General features: G+C 56.8%; 12 protein-coding genes. 7 read left to right on the top strand and 5 right to left on the bottom strand.

Annotated elements, in window-relative coordinates; all coding sequences use genetic code 11:
- Positions 1–70 precede the first annotated feature (70 nt).
- The 3 genes from ygfZ to SD69_RS13005 all read right to left on the bottom strand — a co-directional run bounded on the left by ygfZ (position 71) and on the right by SD69_RS13005 (position 3371).
- Entirely contained in the window at positions 71–1117 is a 1047-nt protein-coding gene (ygfZ, locus tag SD69_RS13015) for a CAF17-like 4Fe-4S cluster assembly/insertion protein YgfZ (RefSeq protein WP_052481148.1), read from the bottom strand.
- A 135-nt stretch (positions 1118–1252) separates the two neighbouring features.
- Positions 1253–2188 carry an ornithine carbamoyltransferase gene (gene argF / locus SD69_RS13010; protein WP_041523555.1) on the bottom strand — a complete coding sequence of 312 codons (936 nt, stop codon included), beginning with the start codon at positions 2186–2188 and terminating at the stop codon, positions 1253–1255.
- A 22-nt stretch (positions 2189–2210) separates the two neighbouring features.
- Positions 2211–3371: an aspartate aminotransferase family protein gene (locus tag SD69_RS13005; RefSeq protein WP_041523554.1), complete on the bottom strand. Its 1161-nt coding sequence runs from the start codon at positions 3369–3371 to the stop codon at positions 2211–2213.
- 85 nt (positions 3372–3456) lie between these two features.
- Here SD69_RS13005 and SD69_RS13000 point away from each other — a divergent pair, with 85 nt between their 5' ends.
- From SD69_RS13000 to grxD, 4 genes are all read left to right on the top strand, one after another.
- Entirely contained in the window at positions 3457–5190 is a 1734-nt protein-coding gene (locus SD69_RS13000; protein WP_232301199.1) for a hydantoinase B/oxoprolinase family protein, read from the top strand.
- On the top strand, positions 5190–7646 hold the full coding sequence (gene hrpB / locus SD69_RS12995; protein WP_041523553.1) for an ATP-dependent helicase HrpB: 2457 nt from the start codon (positions 5190–5192) through the stop codon (positions 7644–7646). The genes SD69_RS13000 and hrpB overlap by 1 nt, the downstream gene beginning before the upstream one ends.
- Before the next feature lie 37 nt (positions 7647–7683).
- Positions 7684–9738 (top strand): TonB-dependent receptor family protein, encoded by a 2055-nt coding sequence (locus SD69_RS12990; RefSeq protein ID WP_157471675.1) that lies wholly within the window; start codon positions 7684–7686, stop codon positions 9736–9738.
- Positions 9739–10213: 475 nt separating this feature from the next.
- Complete coding sequence (grxD, locus tag SD69_RS12985; protein WP_041524799.1) at positions 10214–10543, top strand: Grx4 family monothiol glutaredoxin; 330 nt, start codon at positions 10214–10216, stop codon at positions 10541–10543.
- A 141-nt stretch (positions 10544–10684) separates the two neighbouring features.
- On the opposite strand, the gene SD69_RS12980 is transcribed toward grxD, so the two are convergent.
- Positions 10685–11035, bottom strand: coding sequence for a hypothetical protein (locus SD69_RS12980; RefSeq protein ID WP_041523552.1), 351 nt, complete (start codon positions 11033–11035; stop codon positions 10685–10687).
- 187 nt (positions 11036–11222) lie between these two features.
- Between SD69_RS12980 and lpxL the strand changes: the two genes are divergently transcribed.
- The 3 genes from lpxL (at position 11223) to SD69_RS12965 (ending at position 14445) form a co-directional block, all read left to right on the top strand.
- Positions 11223–12182, top strand: coding sequence for an LpxL/LpxP family Kdo(2)-lipid IV(A) lauroyl/palmitoleoyl acyltransferase (gene lpxL / locus SD69_RS12975; RefSeq protein ID WP_041523551.1), 960 nt, complete (start codon positions 11223–11225; stop codon positions 12180–12182).
- Positions 12183–12231: 49 nt separating this feature from the next.
- Positions 12232–13185 (top strand): magnesium/cobalt transporter CorA, encoded by a 954-nt coding sequence (corA, locus tag SD69_RS12970; protein WP_041523550.1) that lies wholly within the window; start codon positions 12232–12234, stop codon positions 13183–13185.
- A 156-nt stretch (positions 13186–13341) separates the two neighbouring features.
- Positions 13342–14445, top strand: coding sequence for a phosphoribosylaminoimidazolesuccinocarboxamide synthase (locus tag SD69_RS12965; RefSeq protein ID WP_041523549.1), 1104 nt, complete (start codon positions 13342–13344; stop codon positions 14443–14445).
- A gap of 23 nt (positions 14446–14468) precedes the next feature.
- On the opposite strand, the gene SD69_RS12960 is transcribed toward SD69_RS12965, so the two are convergent.
- Positions 14469–14795: a hypothetical protein gene (locus tag SD69_RS12960; protein ID WP_041523548.1), complete on the bottom strand. Its 327-nt coding sequence runs from the start codon at positions 14793–14795 to the stop codon at positions 14469–14471.
- Positions 14796–14825 lie beyond the last annotated feature (30 nt).

Here is a 14825-nt window from a genome sequence, read left to right as displayed (position 1 = left end):
TAGTCCTGTTGGTGTTTCTGCGCGTTGTTATTGGCGTTGTTTTGCCGAAGCGCGCCGGCTCGCTCAGCGCTTATTGGTCATTGTCTGATGTTGGTAGGGGGTAGGGCAAGCTCATTCGCTCTACTTTGCTTGCCGGCTGTCCTTCAGCGTTACCGGCAAGTTGCAGTCCGGTGCTGAGGTCATCGGGGATTACCGCCAGCGCCTCCCAAGTGGTGGGGCCCGAGGGCGCTATACTTACTAATGCGCCGCGCCGGGTACCCTCGGCGTCTACCACGGCATTGGCAAGGCTTGGCTCACCGCCGCTGAGGCTGACCCGTGCCATGTGTTTTTTGAGCTTGCCCTTGTAGTGCAACCGCGCCACCACCTCTTGGCCGGTGTAGCAGCCTTTTTTAAAACTAACCGCGCCAATTAATGGGTAATGCAGCTCATGGGGGCTAAACTCGCCGGCGTTGGCGGCGGTGATTTCGGCCCAGCCGGCGCGTATATCAGTTAGTTGCCACAGGTTACCATCGGCAAGCTGGCAGTGACTGGCAAGCTGTTGCCAGAGTGATTGTGCGTGTTCATCGTGCACCCATAGCTCATAACGTTGCGGCTCTAAGCGCAGGGCAAGGATGTTGTCGCGGGTTTTAATTTGCCCCACCTCCATGGCGGGTAGACCCGCCTGAGCACTGATTAGCTCGCAAGCGCTTGGGCCAAAGAGGCCCAGTCGGCGCCAGCTGCTGCTGACATTGCTGATGCTGACTTTAGAAAACACGGCGTACTTTTGCAGGCTTTGCGCTAACGCCTCCGTCAGGCTTGCGTGGCAGCGTAATAATATTTGTTCGGGTTGCGGTTGCGCCAGCACAAAGCTTGCCTGCATGCGGCCTTTTAAATTGCATTGCGCGCCGAGCTTCCAGTGTCCGTCGGCCAACTCGCGAACATCGGTGGTTACCTGGCCCTGCAAAAACTTGGCGGCGTCTGGCCCGTCAAAAGCGAGTAGGCCAAGGTGCCCAAGCTCGGTTAAGTAGGTCGTCTGATCTGCAGTGCTGGGCGCTGCCTGGTTGGCGGTAAAACAGATGGCACCGCTGTCACTGCGGGTGGCTCCTTGAGTGTCGAGAAAGTCTTGCCAGTTGCTCATAAATCTCTCGCTGTTGTCGCTGATCGGGGGGTGCTTTGGGCGCCCGGTTAACGGTCGCCTATCATAGAGCTGCGCCAAGGCTAAAGGAAGGGGTCGCCCATGCAGAGTGCGTGGGCGGCTGGGTATGTAACGGACTTATTGCGTTAGCAGAAACTCGATGAGTGCTTTTTGCGCGTGCAAGCGGTTCTCAGCCTCTTGCCATACGGCGGAGTCGGGCGCGTCGAGCAAGTCGGCGCTGACTTCTTTGCCGCGGTACGCCGGTAGGCAGTGCATAAATAACGCATTGGAGGCCGCGTGACTCATTAATTCGCCATTAACCTGGTAGTCGGCAAAGGCGCGCTCGCGCAATTGCTTTTCCTCTTCTTGTCCCATCGAAGCCCAGGTGTCGGTTACCACAAGGTCGGCACCTTTAACCGCTTCGGTCGGGGTGGTGCAAACTTTAATACGGGCGTTGGCATCTTTGATGCGCTCGGCCGTAGGGCCAAAGCCTTCCGGTGTGGCAATGCGCAGCTCAAAGTCGCACAGGCGCGCAGCGTTGATGTATGAGTTGCACATATTGTTGCCATCGCCTACCCAGGCCACACTTTTACCTTGCATGGAGCCGCGTAGCTCGACAAAGGTTTGGATGTCCGCCAGCAATTGGCAAGGGTGGTAGTCGTCGGTTAACGCGTTGATAACCGGCACCCGCGAGAACTCGGCAAAGCGCTCGATGACATCGTGGCCAAAGGTGCGGATCATGACGATATCGACCATGCGTGACAGCACACGGGCGGAATCCTCAATGGGCTCACCGCGGCCGAGCTGAGTATCACGCGAGGACAAAAACAGCGCGTGGCCTCCCAGTTGCGCCATGCCAGTTTCAAATGACACGCGCGTACGGGTGGAAGATTTTTCAAAAATCATCCCCATGACTTTACGCTCGAGTAACGGCTTAGAGGTGCCGTTGTACACCTCGTCTTTAAGCTCGATAGCCCGTGCGATAATGCTGCTTAACTCTTCGGCGCTAATATCGTTTAGCGTTAAAAAGTGCCGGATTTTTTTACCCTTGGGTGGTGCGCTAACTGCAACCATAGTTATGCCTTAACAACCTTAATTAAAGTGCTTCGACCAGAGCGATAATACCGTTTACCAGCTCATCGGTTTCTTCATCTGTCATTACAAACGTGGGCAATAAGCGTATGGTATTGCCAGCGGTAACGTTAATCAGTAAGCCCAGCTCCCGCGCTTTTGCCACAAGCCCAGGGCAGGGTTCGCTCAGCTCGATGCCAATCATTAAACCGTGGCCACGAATCTCGACCACTTGCTCAAGCTCGCCGATGCTTTGCGCTAACGTTACGCGAATTTGTTCGCCGCGCTCGGCAACTTGGTCGAGCATGGCGCGATCGAGCGTATCGACCACTGCGCACGCGGCGTGGCAAGCCAGTGGATTGCCACCAAAGGTGGAGCCGTGATTGCCGGGGCCAAATACCTCGGACGCTTTGCCGTAGGTTAAACAGGCGCCGATGGGTACGCCATTGCCCAGGCCTTTGGCTGTAGTGACAACGTCGGGCTTAATGCCGTTATGCTGAAACGCAAAGTACTGGCCGGTGCGGCCGTTGCCGGTTTGAATTTCATCCAGCATTAACAGCCACTCGTGCCGGTCGCACAGCTCGCGCAATTTGTTTAAGTAATCGCTGGCCGGCACCCGAACACCGCCTTCGCCCTGTACGGGCTCGACTAATATGGCCACGATGTTTTTGTGCTCGGCGGCTAATACCTCGATGGCGGCAACGTCGTTAAACGGCGCGCGCACAAAGCCCGGCAACAATGGCGCAAAACCCTCTTGCACTTTGCTGTTGCCAGTGGCGGTTAAGGTAGCCATGGTGCGCCCGTGAAAGGCGGCACTCATTACCACGACCGTGGGGTTGTCGATTCCTTTATCGTTGCCGTATTTACGGGCAATTTTAATGGCCGCCTCGTTGGCCTCAGCGCCGGAGTTGGAGAAAAACACTTTTTCCATGCCCGACGCCTGACACAGCTTGTCGGCCAGCTCGCGCTGGGGCGGAATGTTGTACAAATTCGACACGTGCAGCAGCGTGCCCGCCTGCTCGGTAATGGCGCGGGTAACGGCGGGGTGTGAGTGCCCAAGGCCACAAACGGCGATGCCACTGATGCCATCGATGTAGCTGTTGCCTGCATCGTCCCACACTCGGCTACCTTCGCCCTTTACCAGGGTTAAGGTCCGCTCGCCGTAGGTGTTCATCAATGTAGACATTTGTCTTTCTCCAAAAACAGTGCCGCCCGAGCCCGGTTTTAAGGCTCTGGAGGAGGCAAATCAGGGATTCATCCAAGAGTGTGTCATGCGGTTTGCGCGCAGTTTGCGCCGGGTGGCGCGGGAACGTGGCAAAAACCAAACAGCCGATACTATAGCGAAACGAACGCCTTGGCAAATAGCAACCTTTGGGCCGACGCCGCGCGACGGTAATGGTAAACTCCGGCTTTGTTGTCAGCTTAGCGAATCAGAGTTTAACGCCTTAATGAATGCGATAGAACTGAGTGTTTTTGCCAGTCGAATGGCCTCCATTTGCGATGAGATGGGCGCGGTGCTTAAGTGCGCGGCGTTTTCCCCTAATATCAAAGATCGCCTGGATTTCTCTTGTGCGCTGTTTGATGCCGAGGGTCTGCTCAGCGCCCAGGCGGCTCATATCCCCGTGCATCTGGGCAGTATGGCCTATGCCATGGCCGATATCGTCGGCGCGGCCGAGTGGCGCGAGGGCGATATGCTGGTGGTAAATGACCCCTACCTAGGGGGCACTCATTTACCTGATGTTACGGTAATTGCACCGGTATTTTGCGCCGGCACGCTAATCGGTTTTGTGGCTAACCGGGCGCACCACGCCAATATCGGTGCCGCGAGCCCGGGCTCGATGCCGATATCACGCTGTTTAGAGGAAGAGGGCGAAGTCATTGCGCCCACGCTGCTGGTGGAAAACGGTGTGCCGGTGGAGGCGGTGTTGGCGCGGCTGTGCGGCACCGAGCAGGGCGCGACTCACACCATTCAGGCGCGCGGTGATTTTGCCGCGCAAATCAGTGCCTGCCGCGTGGGTGTCGAGCGGCTGCAAGCGCATGTCATGCCGCTAGGGGTTAGCGTGTATCGGGCGGCGTTGGCCGAATTAAACGATTATGCCGAGCGCCTGGCCCGGGCCGCGCTTGGGGATATCCCCGATGGCTGCTACCGCTTTAGCGATTATATGGACGACGACGGATTAGGGCAGCAAGACATTGCCATTGCCGTGGCTGTGACGGTTAAGGCTGGTGCTGTCGCCGTCGACTTTACGGGCACCGCGGCCCAGGTGCCGGGCAACATCAACTGTCCGCTATCGGTGGCCGCTGCAGCGGCCTTTTATGCACTGCGCTGCTTAATGCCCGAGCAAACGCCCGCCTGCGCCGGCACCTTTAGGCCTATTGGCATTAGCGCTCCTGCTGGCAGCCTGGTTAATGCTCGCCGGCCCGCGGCCGTGGCCGCCGGTAATGTAGAAACATCGACGCGGATGGTCGACGTCATGCTCGGCGCCTTGGCTCAGGCATTGCCCGAGCGCATCCCGGCGGCCAGTACGGGCTCGATGAATAATATCGCAATGGGGGCCAATGCCACCAATGAGCGAGAGCGCTGGGATTACTACGAAACCAATGGCGGTGGCATGGGCGCCGGCGCGCACGGTGGCGGCTGGTCTGGGGTGCAAACTCATATGACAAACACGCTCAACACCCCCATCGAGAGCCTGGAGAAGCACTATCCACTGCGGGTAACCCGCTATCAGTTACGCACCGGCTCGGGTGGTGCGGGGCAACGCACTGGGGGCGAGGGCCTGATTCGAGAGTACGAATTTTTAGCGCCGGCGCAGGTAACCTTACTCACCGAGCGGCGCAAGCATGCGCCTTGGGGCTTGGCCGGGGGGCAGGCCGGCGCCTGCGGGGAAAACCGTTTAAACAATCAGCTATTGCCGGCCAAAGTCGAGCTGCAGGTTCAGCCCGGCGATCGCCTGAGTTTGGCCAGCGCCGGTGGCGGCGGCTGGGGTAGCTTGCCTGAGTGATGCGTATTCAATACCCAGAGTTACCACTGAGTGAGTTGCGCGATGCTTTTGATGACGCGCTTAATACTCACGGCACCTTGTTGCTCGAGGCTGAGCCCGGTGCCGGTAAATCGACCTTGGCCCCCCTGTGGGCACTAGAGAAAACGGATGCTCAGGTGTGGTTAATTCAGCCCCGGGTGCTGCCTGCCATTACCTTGGCGCGACGGTTGGCGGCCCTGCTGGGTGAAGAGGTCGGTCACACCGTTGGGTACCAGGTGGCTTTTGAACGTCAGCGCTCGAGCGCCACGCGCCTGCTGTTGATGACGCCAGGTATTTTATTACAGCGGTTGCTGGCTGACCCCGAGCTAAAGGGTGTGGCCGTGGTAATGCTCGATGAAATTCACGAGCGCTCGGTCGAGCAGGATACCGCCTGGGCACTGCTGCAAGAGGCGGCCATTTTACGTGACCAGTTGCAGCTGGTGTTAATGTCCGCCACCCCCGATGCGGCATTGCGCGAGCAGGTGGATACGTCCTTGTATTCGGCGGGGCGTTGTTTCCCGGTTGCAGTCAGCTATTGCTCGCCTCGTGAGGGTGGCCCGCGCGGCGAATCATTGGCGGAGCATCTATTGCGCGCGCTGAGTTTACAGCATGACTGGCAGGCGCGTACCGTGCTTGTGTTTTTACCCGGTTGGCGGGCGATCGAGGCCTGTCGTACTGCTTTAAATGCCGCTCACCCCAATCACCCCGTATTTTGTTTACACAGCCGGGTCGCACACAAAGAGCAGCTGAATGCGCTCGATATAACAGGCGGGCCCCGGGTCATTCTCGCGACCAACATCGCCGAGACCTCGCTCACGATTGCCGACGTGACGCTGGTGGTGGATTCGGGCCTGGCCCGGGAGCCGGTGTATGAGCAGCGCACCGGTGTTACCCGGCTTGAGACCCGGCGTATTTCGCGCGCCAGCGCCGAGCAGCGACGCGGCCGGGCGGGCCGGGTTCAGGCCGGTGATTGTATTCGTCTGTGGGCTGAATCAGAGGCGTTGGCGCCTCAGGCGCTACCGGAGATTCGCCGTACCGACTATTTACCTCTGGCGTTACGGCTGGCGCACTGGGGCACTCCGGTGGCGCAGTTGCCGTGGCTTGAACCGCCTGGGGCGCTGGCGTTGGATCACGCCAACCAGCATTTAAGGCGCTGGCAATTGCTGGGAATCGATGGCGAAATAACGCGGCTGGGAGAGCGGGTGACCGCACTCGGCACGCATCCGCGTATTGCGGCGCTGTTGTTGCAGCTCGATGGCGCCGGGGCGGAATCTTTAAACGATTATCCGTGGCTCTTATTGTTGGCGCTTGCGCTGCACTTTGATTTGCCTGCCGAGGCGAGCCTCGATCAGTGGCTCGGTAACGCCGAGCGAGAGTATCGTCACAACGCCCAGTGGCGCAAACTCGCTAAGCGCTGGCAGCAAGCGTTGGGAGTGGCGGTGACACCGGCCTCGGAGGTAAAGCAGCTGTCGCCGGAGCTTGCCGGCAAATTGGCGCAGATATTTGTCGATCGCATCGCCCACCGACGAGAGTCGGGGCGCTATCGCATCAACTCGGGTATTAGTGTGCAGCTCGGGGATGTGGGCGAATGGGCGCTGGTGTTACAAGTAATGGCCCGAGGACGCGAACAGCTGGGCGTTGGGCTGACGGTTAACTTAAGCCCGGCTCAGGTACGGCAGTTGGCCAGCGCCGAGTCGAGTTTGGAACAGCTCGGTACCGGTAAACGCCGGCGCTGGGTGGAGCGAACCCGCTACCGCGTGGGCGGACAGTTGGTGGATGAAACCGAACGGGCGCTATCCGACGACGAGGTGCCCCCAGCAATTTTACAGTTTATACGCAGCCAGGGCTTAGCCGAGGTTAACTGGCCGCCGGCCGCTCTCAGTTTGTTGCTGCGCGCTCGCTTGTTAAAGGCTCTGGGCGTTATAGCGTTGCCGGAGATGTCGGAGGCGGCTTTATTAGATAATCTCGATTTGTGGTTGGGCAGCTTTTTGAATGCTGACTCCAGTTTGCACGAGTTACCGCTGCTCCAAGCCTTGCAGTTTTACGTGGGGTTTGATGGCGCACGAGAGCTCAGCCGTTGGCTGCCAGAGACGCTTGAGTTGCCCAGTGGCCGGCGCTTGCCGGTGGATTACCTGGGAGGTCACTCAGTCGCCGAGTGGTTGCGCGAAGAGGTAGTATGCGAGCCGCGTATCGCCGCCAAGCTGCAGGAATTTTTTGGCGCGCAAACGTTTACCCTGCCGGCCCCCGGTGTCACCCTAGTAATCGAGTTACTTTCGCCAGCGGGCAGGCCGCTTGCTATCACCCGAGACCTTGCCTATTTTTGGCGCGATGTTTACCCCGAGGTTAGGCGTGAAGTGCGCGGCCGCTACGCCAAGCATCCCTGGCCTGAAGATCCGCTAACTCATCAGGCAACGGCGCTGGTTAAGCGCCGCTTGTAACTTCTGTTTATCTAACGCGAAAAGCTTGGACGATTTAATGATTTGCAATGCCCCCTGTAAAGCCGGTTCTTCTTTTGTGTTGTTGCTGGCTGGTATTTGCCCCTCGGTATTTGCCGTTGATGCTGGTGCCGAACCCGCGAGTAGGCTGCAAGAAACGGTGGTGGTAACGGCCAATCGCGAACCCGGGCGCTGGTACGATGCTGCGGCCGCTGTTGATGTGGTGGCTGTGAGTGAGCAAATACCGGGGTTTCGTTTTGACAGTGCGGAACTGTTGGCCGGCCTGCCCGGAGTGCAAGCCGATAGCCGCGCCAACTTTGCTCAGGATACTCGCATTACCTTGCGTGGCTTTGGAGCGCGCTCGGCGTTTGGGGTGCGAGGCATTAACTTGCGCATTGATGGAGTGCCCTTAACGATGCCAGACGGTCAGAGTCAGACCTCAAGTATCGCTCTTGGGGCGATTGACCGGGTCGAGGTGCTGCGCGGCCCCATGGCAAGCTTGTATGGCAACGCCGCCGGCGGCACGATCGCGTTTTACAGCGCTCGCCCAGAAGAGAGTGAGCTAACGGCCACCTTGGCCGGCGGCGATGCTGAGCAGCGGCGTTACCAGTTGCAAGGGCAGTGGGCCGGCGAGCGCGCCGGTGCCCGGGTATTGCTCAGCCAGTTTAGTACCGATGGTTTTCGCGAGCACTCCAGTGCCGAGCGCAATCAGCTGGCGGGGCAGTGGTACTACCAAACCGAAAGCGAGGTGGACTTGCTTGCGCGGGTAGACATAAGCCGCGACCCGGAAACCTTAGACCCACAGGGTTTAACCTACGATCAGTGGCAGGAGGACGAAACCCAGGTCCATCCGGTCGCGACAATCTTTGATCCGCGCAAGTCGATCGAGCACGCTCAAACCTCTCTGGGCGCACGCCAGCAAACCGCTTGGGGCGGCTGGCAGGCCTCGGGTTGGGTGGGTGAGCGTGAGATCGAACAGTATTTAAGCTTTCCCGGCGATGACGAAAACGGCAGTGGCGCGGTGATCGATTTACATCGCGAGTTTAGCGGTGCCAATCTGCGTTTAGCGCGCCAACTCGCCACACTCGAACTGGCCGCAGGGGTAGAGCTTGCACAAATGCGCGATCAGCGCCAGGGGTTTGTCAACGCCCAGGGGGAGTTGGGCGAGTTAAAGCGTGACGAGGTGGGCGAGGTGCAAAGCCGCGATGTCTACACCTCATTGCAGTGGCAGCCGAGTGCGCGCTGGAGCTGGCAAGCGGGGGCGCGATACAACAGTGTGCGCTTTGATGTGGCTGATAATTATATTCAGGGCACTAATCCTGACGATTCTGGCTCACTGAGGTTCTCTGAGCCAAGCCTGTCGTTGGGCGGTAGTTACGGCGAGGGGCCGTGGCGGCTGTTTGCCAGTCTAGGCTCGGGGTTTGAGACACCCACCTTAACGGAGATGGCCTATCGCAATGAGGGCACTGGCCTCAATACTGACTTACAGCCGTCTCGCAACCGTCAGGCCGAGTTTGGTTGGCGCATTGAGGCTCAGACGTTAAACGCCAGCATCGTCAGCTTCGTCGTGCACAGCCAAGATGAGTTGGTGGTCGATCAGTCCAGTGGTGGCCGCACGACTTATCGCAACGGCGCTGACACCGAGCGCGAAGGTTTGGAGGGGCAGTTGAGTTGGCAGCTGGCAAGCCAGTGGCACTGGCGCCTGGGCGGCACGCTTATGCGTGCCGAGTACAGCGCCGGCCCCTACGCTGGCTTGCGCCTGCCCGGGGTGGCGCGCGAGAACCTCTACAGTCAGGTGGATTGGCAGGCGCGCAGTATCCCGCTACAGCTGAGTCTGGCGACTCAGTACCGTGGCGATGTGGCCAGCTCTGATGACAACAGCGAAATTGTACCTGGTGCACTGACGTGGGATTTGGCGGCTCGTTCGCAGCGGGCGTGGGGGGCAACGCTTGTGTCCCTGTGGGCAAAGCTCAATAACGTGACCGATAAAAAGTACGTAGGCTCGGTGATTGTTAACCAAAGTCGGGGCAGAACGATCGAGCCGGCGCCCGGCCGTCAGCTGGATGTGGGGGTGGAGGTGAGTTACCGCTGGTAGCGCTGTCACTGAATTGGTTTTTGTTCGGCGCCCGATAAAGTGGCATTTTTAATCAGTAAAAAGCGGTAAATTAACCATAAAGTGGCAAATTGTTACCTCTTTGGGATCCCATTTACCTGCGACTTGAGTTATGATAGGCCTCTGTTTGGTGGGTTTGCTGTATTGAGCTTTGTCAGTTTCCCTCCCTGTTAGTCGATGTGTTGCTGCCGCCAGCCTTGGTTTTGTTCATGCTAGGCTGCTTAGATCTGAGGCGTTAGCGTCAGGTGTATTTGGATCGAATACCGCACTGCGGTAGAATGGCCGGCTCGAACCATTATCTGGCTGTACTAAATTTCGGTTTATCTCGATTTTGAAGGCTCTGGGTGTAGCGTGGTGAGCATTACCACCTTAGGCGCTCGGGACACCTTCACTATCCACCCAGTCCGGCGGGTTATGTGTACCGCGGACAGATCTAAATGAGGCAATGATTAGCATTATGGATGTACTGGATACCATCAAACAGCAGCTTTCTGAAAACCCGGTTATTTTGTATATGAAGGGCTCGCCAAACGCCCCTCAGTGTGGGTTTTCACAGCGCACCTCGCAAGCGGTAATGGGGTGCGGTAAACGCTTTGCATACGTGGATATCTTGGCAAACCAAGAACTTCGCGAGGCTCTGAAGCAGTACGCCAATTGGCCAACTTACCCGCAGTTGTGGGTAAAGGGCGAGTTGGTAGGCGGTTGCGATATCGTAGCCGAGATGTATGAGAATGGTGAACTTCAAGCGTTAATTGACGCCGCAGTACCCGCCGATTCTTCAGATTGATTCATGCTCCTGTTGGGGCAGTTCTCGCTTGCGGGGGCTGCCCATTTCTTTTTATACCCCTCGCTTCCAGCGCCTTATTAGGTCTCGCTTCCGGCGCCCACGTTTTATAGTCTCTACCTAACTCTCGCTCTTTTCGCGTTGTTACAACTTTCCTGTGCTTTGCAGGTACCACCACAGCAAGCCGAGCCCGATTGCCCCCACCACGCTGAGCCCGATCAGTATTATACCCAATGTCCGATGCGGTGCTTCTACCACTTCCACTTCGCCATCTGTACGGAGCCAGTGTGCCATCCAGGCGGTGTTTTTGGATTTGAGTAAGCGAATCTCTTGTTCTTTTAGCGCGCGAATTTGTGCTTCGTATTCTCGCCACTGCTCGCCCTCGGAGGCCTCCCTCAGGCGGTATAGCTCATCAAGCTTGCGCGTCATTTCGGCGTGAGTTTTGTCGAGTCGGGCGCTAAGCTCGGTCAGTCGTTTGTCGGCTTTGGGGTCCAAGGTGAGGTCTCGTTGCTGTTGTTGTGAATTGTTGAGGTCGTTTGGGGTGGTGCAACTGTGTGGTGAAATACCCTAACAGATTGCAATAGATTAATCACAAGATGTGATGGCTCTTGTTATAATCGCGCCACAATATTATGGCTTTATATTAACGGTTGCGGATAAGCCGCGATAGGGTGATTAAGCGATGACGCAAAAAGCGTACGATGCGCGCACAAGTTTAAAAGGATACGGCCACCCTCGGTACTGGGTTACCTGGTTGGCGCTGGGTTTATTTGTGTTAGTGGCGCACTTGCCTTGGGCGGTATCGCGCAAGCTGGGTGAGTGGTTGGGTGCTTTGCTGTTTCATCTGGCCGGCTCACGCCGTGAAATCGCCCGAGTCAATGTAAAACTGTGTTTTCCCGAGCTGTCTGAGGCCCGGCAGGATCGGCTGGTACGCGAAATTTTACGCAACGTTGGGCTAAGTTTTGTCGAGACCGCCATCGCTTTGTGGGGGCCCGACCGAAAATTTGAAAACCGCTATACCCTCAAGGGGCTGGATATTTTGCATCGCCTGCAAAACGAAGGGCGAGGCGTTTTATTGTTGGGGGGGCATTACTCCACGCTGGATGTGGCGGGCCGGATTATGGGCCTGAATATCGAGTGTGACATGATTTACCGGGTGGATCGTAACCCTTTGTTGGCGGCGGCTATGGCCCGTGCCCGCGAGACTTACTCGGGGGTTACCATCCCGCGCGATGAGGTGCGCCAGCTCGTTAAAAATTTACGCAAGGGGCACCGTATCTGGTATGCGCCAGACCAGGATTATGGTGTACAAAACACGGTGTTTGCACCGTTTTTTGGTATCCAGGCGGCCACTGTCACGGCGACCGCGCGGATGGCGCAAATGGGGCGGGCGGCCGTAGTGCCCTTCGAGCATTATCGGGACGAACAAGGCGTGTATCACGTCGAGTTAAAAGAGCCGCTGGAGAACTTTCCCAGTGGTGATGACGTGGCCGATGCCAGCGCCGTGAATGCGGTGGTGGAGTCGGTTGTGCGCCGTCACCCCGAGCAGTACCTGTGGGTGCACCGCCGCTTTAAAACCCGGCCGGAGGGGGAGGCCGCGCCTTATGCGCCCCGTCGAAAGAAGTCTCGTAGTAAGCAATAAGCCTGGTAACAGGGTACACTGATTGGGTCAGACGGATGGAGTGTGAAGCATGCTAAGAATGTTCGATATTCAGGGCGCAAAGTTACGGGATCAAAACGTCGACCCAGAAAACGTTCGGGCGGCAATGGCCGAGGCCGTTTGGATTGATGCGGCAGAGCCCACGGATGAAGAGCGTGAAGAGCTAAACACTTTTTTGCGGGCCGAGTTGCCTGAGTCGGACGACGTTGAGGAAATTGAGTTTTCGGCGCGTTACTTTCAGGATAACGCTGGCATCCACGTTCACTCATTGTTTTTGTCGCCCACCGAGGGGAGGCACTCCACCACCACGGTCGCTTTTATTTTACAGGATAAGCGACTGATCACGTTGCGTGATGGCGAGCTGGCTGACTTTCGGTTGTTGCGCATGCGCGCCAGACGTGGCCAGGTGCAGGCACATTCGCCGCAAGATTTGCTGATTACCATGTTTGAGCAAAAAGTCGAAAATCTCGCCGATGTGCTTGAGGATATTCACCGGAAGCTCGAAGACGTCAGTCACACGGTGCTGGAGGATGACGACGCTGACCTGGAAGATGCGATTGATCGTCTGGCAAAGCTTGAGGACAGCAACGGTAAAATTCGTTTGTGCCTAATGGACACGCAGCGTTCGATTTCTTTTTTGCAGCGCCATCTGCGGGAGCATTTTGAGCTGCAAGAAACGGCCCGCGAGATTAAGCGCGATGTGGATACGCTCATGTCTCATACGGCGTTTTTGTTTGACAAAATTAACTTTTTGATGGACTCCACCCAGGGCTTTATCAATATCGAACAAAACCAGATTATCAAAACCTTCTCGATTGCCGCGGTGATTTTTCTACCGCCCACAGTGGTAGCCAGTTTTTATGGGATGAACTTTGAGTTTATTCCAGGTTTACACTGGGAGTGGGGGTATATCACGGGTACCGCGATCATGTTGGTGTCGGCGATTGCGCCGCTATGGTACTTCAAGTGGAAGGATTGGCTCTAACGCCAATTGGGCTGTTTATATAGTGGCTGCCTCTCGGGGCGGCCACCGGCGCTGTTAACGTGTCGTTTACGGCAAAAGCGTGCCTCTTGTACGCTAATCTGCTAATATCGCCGGTTTTTCTCCTCCCTAACTATGCTCAACGAAAGGGCTTGGCTTATGAGTCTGGCAGACAGGGTAATTGCCGTAAATAACGATTTACCAATCCGTACCGAACAGCCGGTTCACAGTGGTAAGGTGCGTAGTGTGTATTGGCTCACCGAGGCCGATAGCCGGCGCTTAATCGCCGAGAAAGGCTACGATGTTGCCGCCGATGCGCCGCTGGCGATTATGGTGATCAGTGATCGGATCTCGGCGTTTGACTGCATTTGGCACGGTGAGGGCGGCATGCAAGGCGTGCCGGGAAAAGGCGCGGCGCTTAACGCTATTTCTAACCACTGGTTTCGGTTGTTTCGGGAGCAGGGGTTAGCCGATAGCCACATCCTGGATATTCCTCACCCCTTTGTGTGGATTGTGCAGAAGGCTCGCCCGGTGATGATCGAGGCCATTTGCCGACAGTACATTACCGGCTCTATGTGGCGTGATTACGCCAAAGGGGGGCGTGAGTTTTGTGGTATCGAACTTCCCGATGGCCTCGAAAAAGACCAAAAGCTGCCCGAGCTGTTAATTACCCCCTCGACTAAAGGTATTCTTAAGGGTATCCCCGGTGTGCCTGAGGCGGACGATGTAAACATTACCCGCGCGGATATCGAGGCGAATTACGCGGCCTTTAATTTTACAAGCCTAGGTGATGTGGAGTGCTACGAGCGCTTGTTAAAAGAGGGCTTTGGTGTGATCAGTGCGGCACTGGCCGAGCTGGATCAAATCTTTGTCGATACCAAATTTGAGTTTGGCTATGTGACCGACGCCGCCGGTAACGAGAAATTGATTTATATGGATGAGGTGGGCACACCCGACTCATCGCGTATATGGGATGGCCCTTGCTACCGTGAAGGCAATGTGGTTGAGAAATCGAAAGAAGCGTTCCGCCAGTTACTGTTAAATTACTTTCCCGACCCGGATATTCTGCTGAACAAAGATCGTATGCCAGAGCGTCAGGTGCTGGCTAAAGACAATGCGCTGCCCGAGTCGGTATTGATGCAGGTGTCGGAAACCTATCGCAACATCGCTGAAAAAATTACCGGTGAGGCCATTGTGTTAAGTGATAATCCTAAGCAGGAGATCATCGATGTGTTGCGTAATGACTACGGGTTAATCGACTAAGTTTTTACCTCGGGCTGGGGTGGTTAGCTTTCCCACTCCCAGCGCAGTGGCTCGCCAAACTCGTCGTAAATGATTTTTTTACGTGCGCGGGTGTGCTTTTTAGGTTGTGCCAGCCGCTCTGGGGGCTTAGGCTTGCGCCGCTCTTCAATCGCCGCGATCTCCTCAGATACCGGTGTGCGAGTGTCGGATTCGGCCTTTTTATCAAATACATGGGGTAGGGGTTGGCGGTTATCGGTACGCCCCGAGATACCACGCGGCACTTCGTTAATGGCGCCGCCGTGCTCAAGATATTCGCGCATCTGCGCGTCCAGTTCTTGGCGTTGTTCCTTTTTGGATTTGGCCGGCTTCATCAATGGTCCTGCGGCAGTTGTCGCATAGCC

The organism is Gilvimarinus agarilyticus, from assembly GCF_000832015.1.
Taxonomy (GTDB): domain Bacteria; phylum Pseudomonadota; class Gammaproteobacteria; order Pseudomonadales; family Cellvibrionaceae; genus Gilvimarinus; species Gilvimarinus agarilyticus.
The sequence above is the reverse complement of the archived record's forward strand: the minus strand, read 5'-3'. Positions and strand labels throughout refer to the sequence as shown.